The sequence below is a fragment of the Serratia sp. CY27727 genome, assembly GCF_052169275.1.
GTDB classification, from domain to species: Bacteria; Pseudomonadota; Gammaproteobacteria; order Enterobacterales; family Enterobacteriaceae; genus Serratia; species Serratia sarumanii.
The window spans coordinates 55,060-72,386 of the sequence record NZ_JBJNLB010000010.1 but is presented as its reverse complement, the minus strand read 5'-3'; the positions used below and the strand labels follow the sequence as shown (position 1 = coordinate 72,386).

At 60.9% G+C, this 17,327-nt stretch carries 13 protein-coding genes and 1 pseudogene; 8 read left to right on the top strand and 6 right to left on the bottom strand.

Annotation, left to right across the window (positions count from 1 at the left end; genetic code table 11):
* The first annotated feature begins 144 nt into the window (after window positions 1-144).
* Together ACJ8HB_RS20325 and ACJ8HB_RS20320 are read left to right on the top strand one after the other, a co-directional pair.
* Complete coding sequence (locus ACJ8HB_RS20325) at window positions 145-1,329, top strand: CMD domain-containing protein (protein ID WP_047567238.1); 1,185 nt, start codon at window positions 145-147, stop codon at window positions 1,327-1,329.
* 455 nt (window positions 1,330-1,784) lie between these two features.
* Window positions 1,785-2,333: an inclusion body family protein gene (locus ACJ8HB_RS20320; protein ID WP_033634697.1), complete on the top strand. Its 549-nt coding sequence runs from the start codon at window positions 1,785-1,787 to the stop codon at window positions 2,331-2,333.
* 88 nt (window positions 2,334-2,421) lie between these two features.
* Here ACJ8HB_RS20320 and ACJ8HB_RS20315 read toward each other — a convergent pair whose 3' ends face one another.
* Window positions 2,422-3,327: a LysR family transcriptional regulator gene (locus tag ACJ8HB_RS20315; protein WP_033653045.1), complete on the bottom strand. Its 906-nt coding sequence runs from the start codon at window positions 3,325-3,327 to the stop codon at window positions 2,422-2,424.
* A gap of 64 nt (window positions 3,328-3,391) precedes the next feature.
* Complete coding sequence (dacD, locus tag ACJ8HB_RS20310) at window positions 3,392-4,564, bottom strand: serine-type D-Ala-D-Ala carboxypeptidase DacD (RefSeq protein WP_047567235.1); 1,173 nt, start codon at window positions 4,562-4,564, stop codon at window positions 3,392-3,394.
* A 282-nt stretch (window positions 4,565-4,846) separates the two neighbouring features.
* On the opposite strand from dacD, the gene ACJ8HB_RS20305 reads away from it, so the two are divergent.
* The gene (locus ACJ8HB_RS20305) at window positions 4,847-7,153 is read left to right on the top strand and encodes an FdhF/YdeP family oxidoreductase (protein ID WP_033634701.1); all 2,307 of its coding nucleotides are present in this window, start codon (window positions 4,847-4,849) and stop codon (window positions 7,151-7,153) included.
* 15 nt (window positions 7,154-7,168) lie between these two features.
* On the opposite strand, the gene ACJ8HB_RS20300 is transcribed toward ACJ8HB_RS20305, so the two are convergent.
* Window positions 7,169-8,023 (bottom strand): LysR family transcriptional regulator, encoded by an 855-nt coding sequence (locus ACJ8HB_RS20300; RefSeq protein ID WP_033648464.1) that lies wholly within the window; start codon window positions 8,021-8,023, stop codon window positions 7,169-7,171.
* Between the two features lie 99 nt (window positions 8,024-8,122).
* Here ACJ8HB_RS20300 and gloA point away from each other — a divergent pair, with 99 nt between their 5' ends.
* Together gloA and ACJ8HB_RS20290 are read left to right on the top strand one after the other, a co-directional pair.
* Window positions 8,123-8,650: a lactoylglutathione lyase gene (gloA, locus tag ACJ8HB_RS20295; protein WP_004930603.1), complete on the top strand. Its 528-nt coding sequence runs from the start codon at window positions 8,123-8,125 to the stop codon at window positions 8,648-8,650.
* A 187-nt stretch (window positions 8,651-8,837) separates the two neighbouring features.
* Window positions 8,838-10,772 (top strand): exoribonuclease II, encoded by a 1,935-nt coding sequence (locus ACJ8HB_RS20290; RefSeq protein ID WP_033653041.1) that lies wholly within the window; start codon window positions 8,838-8,840, stop codon window positions 10,770-10,772.
* A gap of 75 nt (window positions 10,773-10,847) precedes the next feature.
* On the opposite strand, the gene ACJ8HB_RS20285 is transcribed toward ACJ8HB_RS20290, so the two are convergent.
* Complete coding sequence (locus ACJ8HB_RS20285) at window positions 10,848-12,158, bottom strand: MFS transporter (RefSeq protein ID WP_047567229.1); 1,311 nt, start codon at window positions 12,156-12,158, stop codon at window positions 10,848-10,850.
* Between the two features lie 30 nt (window positions 12,159-12,188).
* Window positions 12,189-13,352, bottom strand: a complete 1,164-nt coding sequence (locus tag ACJ8HB_RS20280) for a M20 aminoacylase family protein (RefSeq protein WP_047567227.1) — start codon at window positions 13,350-13,352, stop codon at window positions 12,189-12,191.
* 385 nt (window positions 13,353-13,737) lie between these two features.
* Between ACJ8HB_RS20280 and ACJ8HB_RS20275 the strand changes: the two genes are divergently transcribed.
* A complete protein-coding gene (locus tag ACJ8HB_RS20275) occupies window positions 13,738-15,804 on the top strand; it encodes a carbon starvation CstA family protein (protein ID WP_033653036.1) in 2,067 nt (688 codons plus the stop codon).
* 148 nt (window positions 15,805-15,952) lie between these two features.
* Here ACJ8HB_RS20275 and ACJ8HB_RS20270 read toward each other — a convergent pair.
* Window positions 15,953-16,843, bottom strand: a pseudogene (locus ACJ8HB_RS20270) (hemagglutinin repeat-containing protein); the annotation flags it as partial.
* Here ACJ8HB_RS20270 and ACJ8HB_RS20265 point away from each other — a divergent pair.
* Both ACJ8HB_RS20265 and ACJ8HB_RS20260 read left to right on the top strand, forming a co-directional pair.
* The gene (locus ACJ8HB_RS20265; protein ID WP_370739149.1) at window positions 16,829-16,960 is read left to right on the top strand and encodes a SymE family type I addiction module toxin; all 132 of its coding nucleotides are present in this window, start codon (window positions 16,829-16,831) and stop codon (window positions 16,958-16,960) included. The pseudogene ACJ8HB_RS20270 and the gene ACJ8HB_RS20265 sit on opposite strands and share 15 nt — an antisense overlap.
* Before the next feature lie 9 nt (window positions 16,961-16,969).
* Window positions 16,970-17,314, top strand: a complete 345-nt coding sequence (locus ACJ8HB_RS20260) for a hypothetical protein (protein ID WP_047567224.1) — start codon at window positions 16,970-16,972, stop codon at window positions 17,312-17,314.
* The last annotated feature ends 13 nt before the right edge of the window (window positions 17,315-17,327 follow it).

The following is a 17,327-nucleotide window of genomic DNA, read 5'->3' as shown; positions in this document are numbered from 1 at the left end:
GTTTCTCTGTTTACGGCCACGCGCTGTGCTGCGATGAGCTGCGCTAAATCCGCCTTCGCCCCGCCTGCGGGCATGTTGCCTCTTTGTCCAGCCGCCGCTGCCGTACGCAGCGTTGGCTGTTGATCACGATTAAGGATTGACCCTATGGAACGACTCCGTCGACAACATAATGCCCAGTGGTATCACGAAACCCAAAGCAGCGTACGGGGCGATGCGCCGCTGGAGCCGCAGGCGGCCACCCTGCGCGATCGTTTTCTGCTGGGGCTGGGCGCCTTCGCCGACGAAGCGCTGAATGCTGCGCTCAGCGCCCGCGCCGGGGTATTCAACGCCTCGCTGGCCGGTTACCACGCGCTGTTTCCCGACCAGGTGTCGCTGTCACGATACATGACATTGTCACCCTACGATCGCCTCAGCACCGCGTTGACCGTCGCTCAGGTGACGGGCGTGCAATCGCTTTGTAGCCACTACGCCGCCCGCCTCGCCCCGCTGCACAGCCCGGACGCCTCCCGAGAAAGCAATATCCGTCTCGCCCAGATCACCCAATATGCCCGCCAGCTCGCCAGCCAGCCCACGCTGATTTGCCGCAGGGCGCTGCAACAGCTTGGCGACGTCGGGCTGAGCCCGGCGGATATCGTAACCTTCTCTCAGACGATCGGTTTTGTCAGCTATCAGGCGCGCGTAGTGGCGGGTGTGGCGGCGTTAGCCGGCCGCCCGGCGGTGGTGGTGCCCGGCTTCCCGAACGTCGAAGACGCCGATGGCGTCGCTTTCAGCGCCGACGAGTTGAGCTGGACTGCGCGTCTGCCGACAATCGACACGGAAGCCGCCGCCGCCGAACAGCTTGACGTGCTGGATCAGAGCCACCCGCAGGCGCGCGCCGAATCTTATTATTTGCTGTTGGCGCACGATGCCGCCGCGCTGCGCGAGCGTAACGGCGTGTTTAACGGCATCAATGCCGAAGGATATGGGTTATCGAGCCGATTGAAAGCGCTGGCGACGCTGGTGGTCTCGCGCATTAACGGCAGCCGCTACTGCGCGGCTACGGTGGCGCAAGAGCTACAGGACGACGAGCTGGCCCAGGCGCTGTTCGCCGGGCTGCCTCAGGGGCTGGCTTTTACCGAGGATGCCGTCAAACGTGCAGTGATCCACACCGCCGCCGAGCTGACGCGCGCTCCGGAGAAATTCACCCCGCAGAGCGTGCAGCCGTTGTTCAACAGCGGCCTGAATCAGGCGCAGGCGCTGGAAGTGATCCTCACCGCCGCGCTCTACGCCTGGGAAAACCGCCTGCGCCAAACGCTGGGCGATGCGGAGCCGGCACAGCCGGCGCAATGACCTATCACTGAGTTGACGGCTAATTTCGCCGTTAACTCTCTTTGGTCTATTTTGGTTAAAAACTTCACCAAAAGATGAACTGATAAAGTATAAATCCGAAAAAATAATATTTGTCAGAATTATGATTCGTTTTTTCCTGCCGTTCGCGAAAATAACGACTCGTCAAAATTATGTCTGCAAACAAAGCAATAGAAAGATTGCGCCCTCGCTCAATTATGTAACCGTTCTCATCGCAGAAGCAGTAAAACAAGGTTTTAACCCTGCTAATTAATAGAGGAACACATTAACGCCTCTAACTTTTCAGCAGTGGTGGCCTTGCTGTTTAGTTTCTATGATTAAGCCGATAGCGACGTTGTGATTTCCATTTCAAATATTCACTAAAAATAAACGCTCGCCGTCAACCCCATTATTTTTTGATTTTCCATCACAGCAAAAAAATATTGTGAGGTAACCCCATGTCTGAGCAAGAACTTAAATCCAGCAACAGTATCGTTAACGTGATTGTCGTCATCGATACCGATGCTCTGATAGAAGCATTCGAGAATAACAACCCCAGTCAGGACTCCGGCAACCCAACAGGTATCGGCCATCAATACGCTTATATGGTCGTCACCTCCGAACAGGTGATCGGCGGTTCCGGTACGGCGGACCTGAACTTTAAAGCCAATGTCGGCGACGTCATTCGCTGGACCGGCACCTCAGAATCCGCCAATTTCGACGCCGGCGTGTTGATCTACGGGCTGCCGCAGTTCGGCAGCGGCACCCAGGTCTTTTCCAACCCGACCTTCAAAATGTACACCCGCAGCTCGATGATGCCGGCGCAAAATACCGTGTTCCCCGTCACCTTCACCAACCAAACCTATTGGTTCATCCAGGCGGACATCAGCAATACCGGCACGGAAAATTATTGCATCCAATTTGGCCTTTATTATCGGCCAAATGGCGGCGATCAGAAATTACTGGGTTATTTCTATTGGGATCCGACCATTACCATCAGCAATTAACCTTATTCCGTCGACCGTTAGGCACCACATGATTATGGCCCCTCGGGGCCATAATCGTTGCGGAAACATCGGGTAAACTTAAACGTCTCTATTCATTTTGCCGACGCAGCCACTCGCTGGCGGCGTCGAAGAATTTTTGCGCCAACGGCGTGGCGCGCTCCGCCATATCGACCACCACCGCCGCATGACGCGGCATGGCGCCGATGGCCACCGGGCGCCGTTGTAATGCCGGCATCAGCGGCGATTGCAGCTGGCCGCGCGGGAACAGCCCGCAGCCCAGGCCGACGAAAATTCCCTCCAGCAGTTGGAAGATCGAGGCAGTTTCCAGCCGCGTGTGCAGCGTCAACCCGGCGTCGCGGAAGTGTTGATCGAGATAGCGGCGAAAATAACGCGTCGGCTCGGCCAGGCACAGCGGCAAGGCGGCCACCGCCTCCAGCGGCAACGGCGTGTCGCCCACCAGCTTAGGGAAGTGTTGCGGATGAAATACCAGCTCGACGCCGGTTTCCACCAGCGGTTGCGATTGGAAATGCAGCTCCTTTAAGGTCGACAGCTCGAAAAAGCCGATGCCGATGTCAACGGTATGCGCCGTCAGCGCCTCCAGCAGCTGATCGGCGCTCAGCACCGCCAGCCGGTAATCGAGATGCGGGTAACGCGCGCTGACCGCCTTGAGCATTTCCGATACCGAGATACTGCACTGCGGTACCACGCCAAGGCGCAGCGTGCCGTGCAAGCCGTGCTTGAGCGACTCCACCTCCAGCTTCAGCCCCTGGTAGACCGAGACGATCTCACGCGCCCACGCCAGCACCCGCTCGCCTTCGGCGGTAAAACCGCCGAAATGGTTGCCGCGGTTAATCAGCGAAACGCCCAGCTCTTTCTCCAGATTTTTCAATCGCATGGATAGCGTCGGCTGGCTAACGAAGCTGGCTTCCGCCGCCCGGCCGAAGTGGCGTTCCCGTTCTAAATTACACAAATAAATCAGTTGTTTAATATCCATAGCACGGCTCAATGATCGGCATTCGCATCAGTATACCACCGGGCGCCGTCGCCCGCCCGGCGAGTCAGAGCTTCAGCTTCACGTAATCCGCCAGGCGCGAGAACACGCCGCCCTGCGGCACCGCCTGCAGCGCGACCAGCGGCATGGTTTTCACCACCTGGCCATTGTCGCTGATGCGGATCTCGCCGACGGTCTGCCCTTTGCCAATCGGCGCTTCCAGCCGTGCGGTATTGATTACGTACTGCGCCTTCAGCTTGTCCGCTTCGTTTTTTGGCAGGCTGAGCGACTGGTTCTGCGCGCTGCCGACCGGCAAGCGGTGATCCTCGCCGTACCAGACCGGCTCTTCCCCCAGGCTCTGCCCGGCGCTGAACAGGTGTACGGTGGTAAAGTCGCGCAGCCCCCAGGTCAACAGCTTACGCGCCTGCTCCTCACGCCCCTTAGCGCTTTTGCCGCCCATCACCACGGCGATCAGGCGGCGATCCCCTTCGGTGGCGGAGGCGATGATGTTGAAGCCGGCCGAGGCGGTGTGCCCGGTTTTCAGCCCATCGACGTGCAGCGTCTTATCCCACAGCAGGCCATTGCGGTTCTGCTGCGTGATACCGTTCCAGGTCAGCGACTTCTCACTGTACATATGATATTCCGCCGGTTCACTCATGATAATGGCACGCGCAATCACCGCCAGATCGCCGGCGGTGGTGAACTGCCCCGACGCATCCAGCCCGTGTACCGTTTCGAAATGGGTGTTCTGCAGGCCCAGCTGCGCGCTCTTCTCGTTCATCAGCTTGACGAAGTTGGCCTGGCTGCCCGCCACATAGTCCGCCATCGCCACGCAGGCGTCGTTGCCGGAATCGATGATAATGCCGCGGCTGAGATCGCGTACCGTGACCCTGTCACCGGGCTTCAGGAACATCAACGAAGACCCCTTGAACACCGGGTTGCCCTGCGCCCATGCGTCTTTCCCCACGGTGACGACATCGTCAAGACCAATCTTGTGCTGGTCAAGCGCGTGGTCGATCACCAACCCGGTCATGAGTTTGGTCAGGCTGGCCGGGTTGCGCCGTTCATCGGCATTGCCGGCAGCCAACACCTGGCCGGTGGTGTAATCCATCAAAACGTAAGAGGCGGCGTCTATCGCCGGCGGGGTCATGGTGGGAAAATGGGGCGTCGTTCCCGCCGCCTGCGCCGCTACTAAAGGCAGTAATATACCGCCGATCACCACTGATACTGAACGCTTCACGCTGTGTTCCTCAGGCCCGCAGGCTGAATAAAATGCCAATATAATCCGCAAGATAGACTGCATTAATTCACTTTCAGACGAAACCATTACTCTTTTGCAGCGGGTGTCTTTATGCAACCATTTGTTTACGTCATCGCCCGCCGGCGATAGATAAGCTCTATGCCGCCATTGCCCCATTCGATTAGACGCCACCCGGCAGCCCCCCTAAACTTGTGACATAAATACGCAAGACGCATAAAAAAGCGTTTACTTTTTAGCTACAACCACCTGCGAAGTGTCATCATGAAATTTAAACCGTCAATCAAGCCTTACACCGGCCCGGCGGGCGGCTGGGGTTCGCTTGAAGCCACCACCCGCTTTGTCCTCGACAGTAAACAAACGCTCAAAAACATGCGCAACCTGATGCGCGTCAACAAGGCTCGCGGCTTCGACTGCCCAGGCTGCGCCTGGGGCGACGACAACCACAGCACCTTCAGCTTCTGCGAAAACGGCGCCAAAGCGGTCAGTTGGGAAGCGACGCGCAGCGCCGTCGAGCCAGAGTTCTTCGCCGCCCACAGCGTCAGCACCTTGCAGCAGCAAAGCGACTATTTCCTCGAGTATCAGGGGCGCCTCACCCATCCGATGCGCTACAACGCCGAAACCGACCACTATGAGCCTATCCATTGGCCGGACGCGCTGGCGCTGATCGCCAAGCACATCAACGGCATGGACAACCCGAACCAGATCGAGCTGTATACTTCGGGCCGCGCCAGCAACGAAGCGTCGTACCTTTATCAGCTGTTCGGCCGCATGCTCGGCACCAGCAATTTCCCCGACTGTTCCAATATGTGCCACGAGGCGAGCGGCGTTGGGCTGAAACAGAGCATCGGGGTCGGCAAAGGCACCATCCGCATCGATGACTTCGAAAAGGCCGATGCCATCTTCGTGTTCGGTCAAAACCCCGGCACCAACCACCCGCGCATGCTGCACAGCCTGAAAAACGCCGCCCGACGCGGCGCGCGCATCGTCAGCTTCAACACCCTGCGCGAACGTGGGCTGGAAAGGTTCGCCGATCCGCAGGATCCGGTACAGATGCTGACGCCAAAATCCTCGCCGATCAGCTCTTCCTATTACCAACCGAATCTGGGCGGTGATATGGCGGCGGTGCGCGGCATGGTAAAAGCCCTGCTGGAAACCCACCGCCAGCGTCTGGCCGCCGGCGAGCCCGCCCTGTTTGACCTGGCGTTTATCGAACGGCACAGCGTCGGCGTGGAGGCTTACCTGGCGCAGGTGGACGCGACCGAGTGGCAGACCATTACCGCGCAGTCGGGCCTGAGCGAAGCGCAGCTGCGCCAGGCGGCGGCCACCTATCAGGGCGCCGAACGGGTGATCTGCACCTGGGCGATGGGCGTGACGCAGCATAAACACTCCATTGCGACGGTGCGCGAAATCACCAACCTGCAGCTGCTGTTCGGGCAGTTGGGCAAACCGGGCGCCGGCCTGTGCCCGGTGCGCGGCCACAGCAACGTCCAGGGTAACCGCACCATGGGGATCGACGAGAAGTCGCCCAAAGCGCTGCTCGACAGCCTGGAGCGCCACTTTAACTTTACCGCCAACCGCGCGCTGGGCCACAACACGGTGGAAGCGATCGAAGCGATGCTGCGCGGCGAAGTGAAAGTGCTGATCGCGCTGGGCGGCAACCTGGCCGCCGCGGCGCCGGACACCGAGCGCACCGCCCGCGCCCTGCGCAACTGCGATTTGACGGTGCATATCAGCACCAAGCTTAACCGCAGCCATCTGGTGACCGGCAAAGACGCGCTGATCCTGCCGACGCTCGGCCGCACCGAACTGGACATGCAGGCCAGCGGCTCGCAGTACATTACGGTCGAGGATTCGTTCAGCATGGTGCACGCCTCGGAAGGCATCGGCAAACCGCTGGCGGAGACCCAACGTTCGGAGACGGCGATCGTCTGCGGCATCGCCGACGCGGTGCTGGGCACCCAGCAGTTGGACTGGCTGGAACTGGCCGACGACTACTCGCTGATCCGCGATCATATCGCCGCCACCATTCCCGGCTTCGAGGATTTCAACCGGCGCTGCGACCAGCCCGGCGGTTTCTACCTGGGCAATGCCGCCGCCGAACTGCGCTTCGCCACGCCAAGCGGCAAGGCAGAATTCAGCGCCGCCGCGCTGCCGACCACCCTGTTCCCGCAGCTGGGCGGAGAGCAAGCGCCGTTTACCCTGCAGACGCTGCGCTCGCACGATCAGTACAACACCACCATCTATGGTCTGGATGACCGTTATCGCGGCGTTTACGGCCAACGCGAAGTGTTGTTCATCCATCCGGAGGATCTGGCGGCGCTGGGCCTGCAGGATGGCGAACGGGTAGAGATAGAAACCCTGTGGAACGATGGCGTGGTGCGTAAAGTGGACGGGTTCAAGCTGGTGAGTTACGACATTCCGCGTGGCAACCTGGCGGCCTACTACCCGGAAACCAACCCGCTGGTGCCACTGGCCAGCTTCGGCGACGGTACCGGCACGCCGACTTCGAAGTCGATTCCGGTGGTGATCCGCCGCAGCGAACAGCAACCTTCGCTGCGCATCGCCTGAAAACGCGCGCCCGGTTCACCCCGGGCGCGCCAATATCGCCAGGATGGTCTGCAACTCGTCGGACAGCTGATGCCGTCGCCAGACGAAGTACAGGTCGCTCACCCCCTCCTCACCCATTTCCACCACCTTCAGCCCCGGCGCCGGCAAGATCAGCGGCAGCAACGAACCGGGTACGCAGGCGACGCCACAACCGGCCTGCACGCAGGCCGCCATCGCGGCATAAGACTCCATTTCCAGCGTCATGCGCGGTTTCAGCCCGCGCGAGGCCAGCCAGTGATCGACCTTCAGGCGAAACGAACATTCGCGGCTGAAGGTGTAAAACTCCAGCGGCGCCAGCGTGGCGGCGTCGGGTTCCCCGGCATCGGCCGGCATCAGCAATACCAGCCGTTCGTCGAATGCCTTTTGGCTGGCCAGCAGCGGATGTTCTATCGGGCCGTCGGTGATCGCCAGATCGAGATCGCTGTCGATCAACATGCGTTCCAGCACCAGCGAGTCGCGGCTCAGCACGTTGATGTGCAGATGAGGCTGTAAACGGCGCAGCCGGGCAATGCGCGCCGGCAAATGGCTGACCAGCGAGAAATCCAGCGCCCCGAGGTTCAGCAGCCCATGTTGGTGCTCGCCGGCGAACAGCTGCTTGCTGCGCTCCGCCTGCGCCACAATGTCGCGCGCCTGCTGGTAGAACAGCCGCCCTTTGGGATTGACGTACAGCCGGTTCTTGTCGCGGAAAAACAGCTCGCCGCCCAGCGACTCCTCCAGCTCGCGCAGCCGCAGCGTGACGTTGGAAGGCACGCAGTGCAGCTCGCGCGCGGCGGCGGCGATGGTTTTATGTTCCACCACGGTGCAGAAAAACTTCAGCTGGCTCAGCTTCATCTATCATTCACTTTTAGTTAGTGTTTTAGTTAAAAACAATCACTTTAGATTAGCATCGATTTCACCTACAGTCTGCCGACACCCTGAGGAGGATCTCTGATGCCACTGAATGACCTACTGACGCTGCCCGGCGTGGCGGCCCAACCGGATGCGGTAACCGACGGTTACGTGTTCAACCACACCATGATCCGCGTGAAGGATCTGACCAAGGCGCTGGATTTCTACACCCGCGTGCTGGGCTTTACCCCGGTTTATCTGGAAACGTTCGAAGAAGCCGCCTTCACCATCTGCTACCTGACGCGCAGCCCGCGTGAACAGATCCCGCAGGACGACGACGAACGCAAGCGCTGGGCGCTGAGCCAGCCGGGCATTCTCGAGCTGACCCATAACCACGGCACCGAAAATCAGGCGGATTTCCACTATCACAACGGCAACGGCGAGCCGCGCGGCTTTGGCCACCTGTGCGTCACGGTGCCGGACGTGCGCGCCGCCTGCGAGCGGTTTGAGCGCCTCGGCGTCACCTTCCAGAAACGCCTGCATGAAGGCCGCATGAACTACGTGGCGTTCATTCGCGATCCGGACGATTACTGGATTGAAATCCTGCAGCCGACGCCGCTGCAAGACTGACGGTCACCCGCCCTCCACCCCGGCCCTCGCGCCGGGGTTTTTCATCGATAGCGTTTCGATTGACCAATCTTGCGCAAAATCGCGCGGCAACGCGGGGTTCAGTGACGTTAGGCTTGCTCGCAGCGGGTGATTCGCGTAAAACTGTCAGCCGCAAATCTTGCCACTCACAACCCATTCACTGGACGATATGTTTCAAGATAACCCGCTGCTGGCGCAGCTTAAACAGCAACTTCACTCTCAAACCCCGCGCGTTGAAGGCGTCGTGAAAGGGACTGAGAAAGGCTTTGGCTTTCTTGAAGTAGACGGTCAAAAAAGTTACTTCATTCCGCCGCCGTACATGAAGAAAGTCATGCACGGGGATCGCATTATCGCCACCCTGCACACCGAGAAAGAGCGCGAAATCGCCGAGCCGGAGACCCTGGTCGAGCCGTTCCTGTCGCGCTTTGTCGGCCGCGTGCAAAAGCGCGACGACCGTCTGTCCATCGTGCCCGACCATCCGTTGCTGAAAGAGGCGATTCCGTGCCGCCCGGTGCGTGAATTGACCCACAACTTCCAGGCCGGCGACTGGGCGGTGGCGGAAATGCGCCGTCATCCGCTGAAAGGCGATCGCGGCTTCAACGCCGATCTGACCCAGTTTATCACCAACGGTGAAGACCATTTCGCCCCGTGGTGGGTGACGCTGGCGCGTCACAACCTGGAAAAAGAGGCGCCGGAGATGCTGGCTCTCAGCGAACCGGCCGCCGCGTCGGCGCGTGAAGATCTGACCGCGCTCGAATTCGTCACCATCGACAGCGCCAGCACCGAAGACATGGACGATGCGCTGTACGTGACCGACAACGGCGACGGTTCGCTGCAGTTGACCATCGCCATCGCCGATCCGACCGCCTACGTCGAACAAGGCAGCAAGCTGGACGATATCGCCCGCGTGCGCGCCTTCACCAACTACCTGCCGGGCTTCAACATCCCGATGTTGCCGCGCGATCTGTCGGACAACCTGTGCTCGCTGCGCCCTAACGAGCGCCGCCAGGTGCTGGCTTGCCGCGTGACCATCGCCGCCGACGGCGCGCTGGGCGAAGATATTCAGTTCTTCGCCGCCGAGATCGAATCCAAAGCCAAGCTGGTATACGACGAAGTGTCCGACTGGCTGGAAGGCATTGCCGGCTGGCAGCCGCCGAGCGACGCCATCGCACAGCAGGTAACCCTGCTGAAACGCGTTTGCGACGCGCGCAACGCCTGGCGCCACCAGCATGCGCTGGTGTTTAAAGATCGCCCGGACTACCGCTTCGTGCTGGGTGAAAAAGGCGACGTGCTGGAGATCGTTACCGAGCAGCGCCGCAGCGCTAACCGCATCGTTGAAGAGTGCATGATCGCCGCCAACGTCTGCGCCGCCATCGTGCTGCGCGATCGCCTGGGCTTCGGCGTGTACAACGTGCACACCGGTTTCGATCCTGCGCTGGTCGAGCAAGCGGTCACCGTATTGCAGGCCAACGGCGTGGAAGCCGAAGCCGACAAGCTGCTGACCCTCGACGGTTTCTGCGAACTGCGCCGCCACCTGGACGCGCAGCCGACCCAGTTCCTCGACAGCCGCATCCGCCGCTTCCAGACCTTCGCGGAGATCAGCACCACGCCGGGGCCACACTTCGGTCTGGGGCTGGAGGCTTACGCCACCTGGACATCGCCGATCCGTAAATACGGCGATATGGTCAACCATCGCCTGCTGAAGGCGATCATCAACCAGCAGCCGGCGGAAAAACCGCAGGATGACGTGACGGTACAGCTGGCGGAGCGCCGCCGCCTCAACCGCATGGCGGAGCGCGACGTCGGCGACTGGCTGTACGCTCGCTTCCTGCAGGACAAGGCCGGTACCGATACCCGCTTCAACGCCGAGATCATCGACGTGACCCGCGGCGGCCTGCGCGTGCGCCTGCTGGACAACGGCGCCGTTGCCTTCATCCCGGCACCGTTTATTCACGCGGTGCGCGACGAGATGCAGTGCAGCCAGGAAACCGGCACCGTGCAGATCAAGGGTGAAGTGGTTTACCGCCAGAGCGACACCTTGCAGGTCACCATCGCCGAAGTGCGCATGGAAACCCGCAGCGTGATCGCCCGCCCTGCGGCCTGAACGCCAACCTGAAACGGTAGCAGCGCCAAACGCCGACGGTGAAAACCGCCGGCGTTTTTTTTCGCCTCATTCCGGCTAGCGCAGCGGCTCGCCGCCGGTTTCGCGCAGCAGCGGCAGCACCGCCAGCGAAGCCAGCGTCGCCAGCATCAAATAGACGGCGGGCGCCAGCAGCGAGCCGCTCAGCGCGATCGACTGCGAGGCGATGTACTGGGCAAAACCGCCGAAGATCGCCACCCCGAGGCTGTAGACCAACGCAAACCCCAAAGCGCGAATGCGCTGCGGGAACAGCTCCGAAATCATCAGCATGGTCGGCACCGAACCGAGCGTGGTCAACCCGACCAGCAGCGCGACTATCAGCAACAGCACCGCCGGATGCGGCACCGCGCTCAGCCACCAAAACGCCGGCAGGGCCACGATCAGAATCGCGATCCGCGACCAACGGATCAGCGGCAGGCGGCCGTAACGATCGCACCAGTGCCCGACCAGCAGGCTGCCGCCGAAGGTGACAAGCCCCGCCAGCAGCATCGCGGCATAGCCGTAGGCCTGCGCCATCCCCAAGTATTTCACCGCGTAGGTGCCGAGATAATACATCGAGATGTAAGTGGCGACGGTGGCGCCGATGGTCAGCATCACCCCGAGCACCACCGCCCGCGAGTGCTTGCGCAACTGCGCAGGCGGCTCGTGCGCCCGCGGCACCGACGGCCGATCGCTCTCCAGCCCGAGACGCAGCCAGCAACCGAGCGGCGCCAACGCCACGCCGATAAAGAAAGGAATACGCCATCCCCACTCGGCCATGGCGTTCGGCTCGCCGGAAAGCACCGGCAAGGCCGCGCTGAGCGCCAGCGCGGTGACGCCGCCAACCACGGTGGCGATGCCCTGCGTCGCCAACGACCAGCTGGAATAGAAGCCGCGCCGGTTGGGCGGCGCCGACTCCACCAGCAACGACATCGACGCCCCTATCTCGCCGCCCGCCGCCATGCCCTGGATCAGGCGCGCCGCTACCAAGGTGACGGTTCCCCAGTAGCCGGCGCTGGCGTAGGTCGGCGCAAAGCCGATCATCGCCGTGCCCAGGCTCATCAAGGAAATCGTCAGGATCATCGCCGGTTTGCGGCCGCAGCGATCGGCATAGGCGCCAATCAGAATGCCGCCCAGCGGCCGCATGAAGAAGCTGACGCCAAACGTCGCGAACGCCAACAGCAATGCCAAATGCGGATCGCTGGACGGTGGAAAGAACAATACGCTGATGTAAATAACGAAGAAGTTATAAATACCGAAGTCAAAAAACTCCAGCGCATTACCGAAAGAGGCGGCGAATATGATCTTTTTGCCGCTGGCGTTCGGAGCCGATATTATTGCCGTTTGAGTTTCAGCCGTATTTTCACTCATCATTATCTTCCCTGTTATTATTTTTCGCGTTTATTTTAAATACGCTTCCGCCAACGCTGCCCAATAATGGCTGCCGGCCGCCAGACAGCCGTCGTTAAAGTCATATCCCGGGTTATGCACCATGCAGCTGCCTTCGCCATCGCCGTTGCCGATGATCAGGTAACAGCCCTGCGGGTGCGCATCGAGCATGAAGGCGAAATCTTCGCTGCCCATCAGCGGCCGGGCGCCATAGTGCGCGCGGGCGGCGCCGAACTGCTGTTCCGCCACGCGGTGGGCGAAACGGGTTATCCCTTCGTCGTTGACCAGCACCGGCGTGCCGTTAACGTGTTCCACCACCGCGTGAGCGCCGAAGCTTGCCGCCTGCGCCTCGATCAGCGCCGGAATGCGCGCCAGCAAGGTTGCGCGCGCCTGGCGATCCAGCGAGCGCACGCTGAGCTTCATCTCCGCGCTGTCCGGGATCACGTTGGCCGCCTCACCGGCCTTGATGCTGCCGACGGTGATCACCGCCGCTTCCAGCGGATCGATATTGCGCGAGACGATGCTCTGCAGGGAAACGGTGATATGCGAGGCCACCAGCACCGGATCGATCGTCAGCTGCGGGATGGCGCCGTGGCCGCCACGCCCCTGCACCCGCACGTTGAACTGATCCATCGAGGCCATAAACGGGCCATGCTGGAAAAAGAACTCACCGAGCGGCATGCCCGGCATGTTGTGCATGGCGAAGATGGCGTCGCAGGGGAAGCGCTCGAACAGCCCCTGTTCCACCATGCGCGCGCCGCCGTTCAGCATCTCTTCCGCCGGTTGGAAAATCAGGTGCAGCGTGCCGTTGAAGTTGCGCGTATGCGCCAGGTAACGGGCGGCGCCGAGCAGCATTGTGGTATGGCCGTCATGGCCGCAGGCGTGCATGCGGTTGGCCACGCTGCTGCTCCAGGGTTTGCCGGTGTTCTCCTCGATCGGCAAGGCATCCATATCGGCGCGCAGCCCGAGGCTTTTCACGCCGTCGCCCGCCCGCAGCGTGCCCACCACGCCGGTGCCCGCCAATCCGCGGTGCACCTCATAACCCCACGAACTCAGATAATCCGCGACCAGATCGCTGGTACGAAACTCTTCGAAACCCAATTCGGGGTGCTGATGAATATCGTGCCGAATAGCCGTGAGCTGCGGTAAATACCCTTCGATGATTTTATTTATCATAATTACATTCCTTTCGTGATTTTATTATTTATTTGGTGAATGAATAAACCTGAGGGTGAAAATAAAGGTATAACACGGCATGAATAATTTTATTTCGGCTCGCCTCGACAGATAAAATAATAATCCGCCAGACGCCGTATCCAGATAAAAAACGACAATGATTCGCTGTACGCGCCGCGAAAATGCAGAATGAATAACTGCCCGGGATTCTGTGGGCGGCAGCCTGCGCCAACGCTGTTTCATCACTTTGTTTTTACACTAAAACCCCACCTGCTTCACATTTCTCATCCGACCTGCCGCGGTTCAGCGGCAAAACTTCTACTGTTAAAACGTCATTCCAAATAACAACGTCGATTTTTACCTCTGTACGCCAAGGAGTTGTTTCATGAAAAACATCAGGTCCGGACTTATCTGGCTGCTGGTGGCGTTGGTCGGCGCCTTCGCCTTCGCCATGCTGGCGCTCAGCCGCGGCGAACACGTCAACGCCGTCTGGCTGGTGGTCGCCGCCGTCGCCTGCTACAGCATCGCCTACCGCTTCTACAGCCGGTTCATTGCCGACAAGGTCTTTGAACTGGACGATCGCCGTCTGACCCCGGCCGAACGCCGCAACGACGGCCTGGACTATGTGCCCACCAACAAATGGGTGCTGTTCGGCCACCACTTCGCCGCCATCGCCGGCGCCGGGCCGCTGGTGGGGCCGATTCTGGCCGCGCAGATGGGCTTCCTGCCGGGGACCATCTGGATCCTGGTCGGCGTCATGCTGGCCGGCGCGGTGCAGGATTTCCTGGTGCTGTTCATTTCCACGCGCCGCGACGGGCGTTCGCTGGGGGAAATGGCCAAGCAAGAGTTGGGCGCCTTCGCCGGGGTGATCACCATGCTCGGCGCGCTGGGGGTGATGATCATCATCCTGTCGGCGCTGGCGCTGGTGGTGGTAAAAGCGCTGGCCGACAGCCCGTGGGGGCTGTTCACCATCGCCGCCACCATCCCGATCGCGCTGTTCATGGGCATCTACATGCGTTTTATCCGGCCGGGCAAGATCGCTGAAATTTCGGTGATTGGCTTCGTGCTGATGCTGCTGGCGATCATTTACGGCGGCAACGTGGCGCAAGATCCCTACTGGGGGCCGTTCTTCACGCTGCACGGCACCACCCTGACCTGGGTGCTGGTGATCTACGGCTTCGTCGCTTCGGTGCTGCCGGTGTGGCTGCTGCTGGCGCCGCGCGACTACCTTTCCACCTTTATGAAAATCGGCGTCATCATCGGCCTGGCCATCGGTATCGTCTTCGCCATGCCGGAGATGAAAATGCCGGCGGTTTCGCGCTTCATCGACGGCAGCGGCCCGGTGTTCGCCGGCGCCCTGTTCCCGTTCCTGTTCATCACCATCGCCTGCGGCGCCATTTCCGGCTTCCACGCGCTGGTCTCCAGCGGCACTACGCCCAAGCTGGTGGAGCGCGAAAGCCACATCCGCTTTATCGGTTACGGTGCCATGCTGATGGAGTCTTTCGTCGCCATCATGGCGCTGATCTGCGCCTCGGTGCTGGATCCGGGCGTTTACTTCGCCATGAACTCGCCGGCGGCGCTGATCGGCACCACGGTGGAAAATGCTTCGCAGGTCATCAACAGCTGGGGCTTTATCGTCACGCCGGAAACGCTGGCGCTGATCGCCAAAGAGGTGGGTGAGAACTCCATCCTGTCGCGCGCCGGCGGCGCCCCGACCTTCGCCGTGGGCATGGCGCACATCATCAGCGAGGTGTTCAACAGCCGGGCGATGATGGCCTTCTGGTACCACTTCGCCATTCTGTTCGAAGCGCTGTTCATTCTGACCGCCGTCGACGCAGGCACCCGCGCCTGCCGCTTTATGGTACAGGATCTGGTGGGCGTGGCGGTACCGCAGCTGGCCAACAACCGTTCGTGGTTCGGCAACCTGGCGGGTACCACGGTGGCGGTAGCCGGCTGGGGCTTCTTCGTGTATCAGGGCGTGGTCGATCCGCTCGGCGGCATCAATACCCTGTGGCCGCTGTTCGGCATCGGCAACCAGATGCTGGCGTCAATGGCGCTGATCCTCGGCACCGTGGTGCTGTTCAAGATGAAAAAACAGCGTTACGCCTGGGTCACCATTCTGCCGACCGCCTGGCTGTTCGTCACCTCCATGACCGCCGGCTGGCAGAAGATCTTCCACGAGAAACCGAGCATCGGCTTCCTGGCGCAGGCGAAGAAATTTTCCACCGGCATCGAGCAAGGCACGATCATTGCGCCGGCCAAATCGCTGAAAGACATGGAAACCATCGTATTCAGCAACCAAATCAACGCCGCGCTGTGCGGGTTCTTTATGCTGGTGGCGGTGACCATGCTGATCGCCGCCTTCTTCGCGATCCGCCGGGCGTTGCGTTCCGAACAGCCGACGACGCATGAGGTCAGCGCCGCGCTGCGGGAGGAGACCGGCCGCGGCTGAGTCTCGCCGTTAGGAGAAACGGCCGGCCTCTTGAGCAGAGCACTGCTTAAGGGGTTGGGCCGTTAACGGACGACAGTTTGTCTGAAGATGTCGCCCCTAGGAATATTGTCTTCACCGACCCGCTTCTTGATTTCCGTCGCCAGGTATGGCGAAGCGCCCCCGTCACCGCCTGCGCCGCCTTCTGCAGATCGCTGCCAGTGCCGTATTGCCGCATCGCGTTGTCGTATGCCCGCTGCAACACGTCCGCCTCGCGGAACGGTTTGCCGTTCTTCTCAAGCTGCTCCCTGGCCTGCGCCAGCGCCGCCGGGTCTTTATGCGCCTTCAGCCCGGCGATATCGCCCTGCGTGCGGATGACGTCCATCGCCTGGCCGCCAATCTCCCCAATCAACTGCACCTGCTTGAGCCGATTTTGCTCCTTCTCCTTGTTGAATATCGGGCTGATGCTGCCGGCGTTGGCATGCTCGGTATCCCGGTTCAGCTGCGCCACATCCTGCTGCTGTCTGCCGGTGTCGCGAACTATCAGCGTACCTTCGCTAACCCCGGCCTTTGTCGTGCCCTCGGCGTGCCCGCTGTGGTTGGCGCCCGACAGCATACCGCCGGCCATATTGGTCAGCAGGTCTTTGCCCACCGGCCCGCCGGTGCTGAATGACCCGCCGCTGTGCGTCGCGCTGTAGTCCGCCTGGTTGTGGATGTCCGTCCAGCCCAAAGTGCCGGTATCGAGGCGGTTTTTCTCCTTGTCAGCTTGGCTTGCAATCACAGCGCCGTCGAGCTGGGTATGTTCTTTGACCTTGACGTCATACCTGCCTTGGCCGGCAAACAGCCCGGTCTGCTCTTTTACCGAGTCGAAGTTGCTGTGCAGTTTGTCCTTGCTGGCGCTCACGTTGGCTGAGCCGGTCATCGAGCCGAAGGTGAAGCTGCCGCCCGCACTGGCGTTTTGCTGTTTGGCGTCATAACGGTCGCTGTCCTGTTCGCTTTCAAGCCGAAGGTTACGGCCCACGTCGACGGTGACTTTTTCTCCGCTGGCCTGCGCGCCGGTAAGCCGAACCCGCTGCCGCAACTGACCCTCAAGGGCCGTTGGCTGGAGCCGCTGGGATTCACCACAGGCCAGCGGCTCGAGGTGATCACCGAACCGGGCCAGTTGAGTACCTGCCACTGAGGGAGCCGTATGAACATCACCTTTACCCCTGAGCCGATCCCGGAGCTGACGCTCACAGACGGCGCCCTGGCCGCACTCGGTTTTACATCCGGCATACCGTTGCAGCTTACGCTGCGGCCTGGTGGTCTGTGGATCACCACTGTGACCGATGAGGCCACCTGGGAAGCCGTCTGTGAAGCCAGCCAGCACCGCCACGGCATGGGGGCTGAATGGGTGCGGGAGAACGGCAAGGTGATTATTGGCGGCGACTGGCTCACCGAGTCCGGCATTGCCAGCGCTGAACAGCTTGAGGTGACCGCTGCGCACGGTGTTATCCGGTTACAGCGGCGGGAAGTGGGAGGATTTAGGGCTTAGAAGTAAGAACCCC

Excerpts from the sequence above, each read along its gene's own strand:
- ACJ8HB_RS20280 (WP_047567227.1), bottom strand. The coding sequence starts at position 13,352 with ATGATAAATAAAATCATCGAAGGGTATTTACCGCAGCTCACGGCTATT.
- ACJ8HB_RS20305 (WP_033634701.1), top strand. The coding sequence starts at position 4,847 with ATGAAATTTAAACCGTCAATCAAGCCTTACACCGGCCCGGCGGGCGGC.
- ACJ8HB_RS20325 (WP_047567238.1), top strand. The coding sequence starts at position 145 with ATGGAACGACTCCGTCGACAACATAATGCCCAGTGGTATCACGAAACC.
- ACJ8HB_RS20290 (WP_033653041.1), top strand. The coding sequence starts at position 8,838 with ATGTTTCAAGATAACCCGCTGCTGGCGCAGCTTAAACAGCAACTTCAC.
- ACJ8HB_RS20260 (WP_047567224.1), top strand. The coding sequence starts at position 16,970 with ATGAACATCACCTTTACCCCTGAGCCGATCCCGGAGCTGACGCTCACA.
- ACJ8HB_RS20275 (WP_033653036.1), top strand. The coding sequence starts at position 13,738 with ATGAAAAACATCAGGTCCGGACTTATCTGGCTGCTGGTGGCGTTGGTC.
- ACJ8HB_RS20320 (WP_033634697.1), top strand. The coding sequence starts at position 1,785 with ATGTCTGAGCAAGAACTTAAATCCAGCAACAGTATCGTTAACGTGATT.
- gloA (WP_004930603.1), top strand. The coding sequence starts at position 8,123 with ATGCCACTGAATGACCTACTGACGCTGCCCGGCGTGGCGGCCCAACCG.
- ACJ8HB_RS20300 (WP_033648464.1), bottom strand. The coding sequence starts at position 8,023 with ATGAAGCTGAGCCAGCTGAAGTTTTTCTGCACCGTGGTGGAACATAAA.
- ACJ8HB_RS20285 (WP_047567229.1), bottom strand. The coding sequence starts at position 12,158 with ATGAGTGAAAATACGGCTGAAACTCAAACGGCAATAATATCGGCTCCG.
- ACJ8HB_RS20315 (WP_033653045.1), bottom strand. The coding sequence starts at position 3,327 with ATGGATATTAAACAACTGATTTATTTGTGTAATTTAGAACGGGAACGC.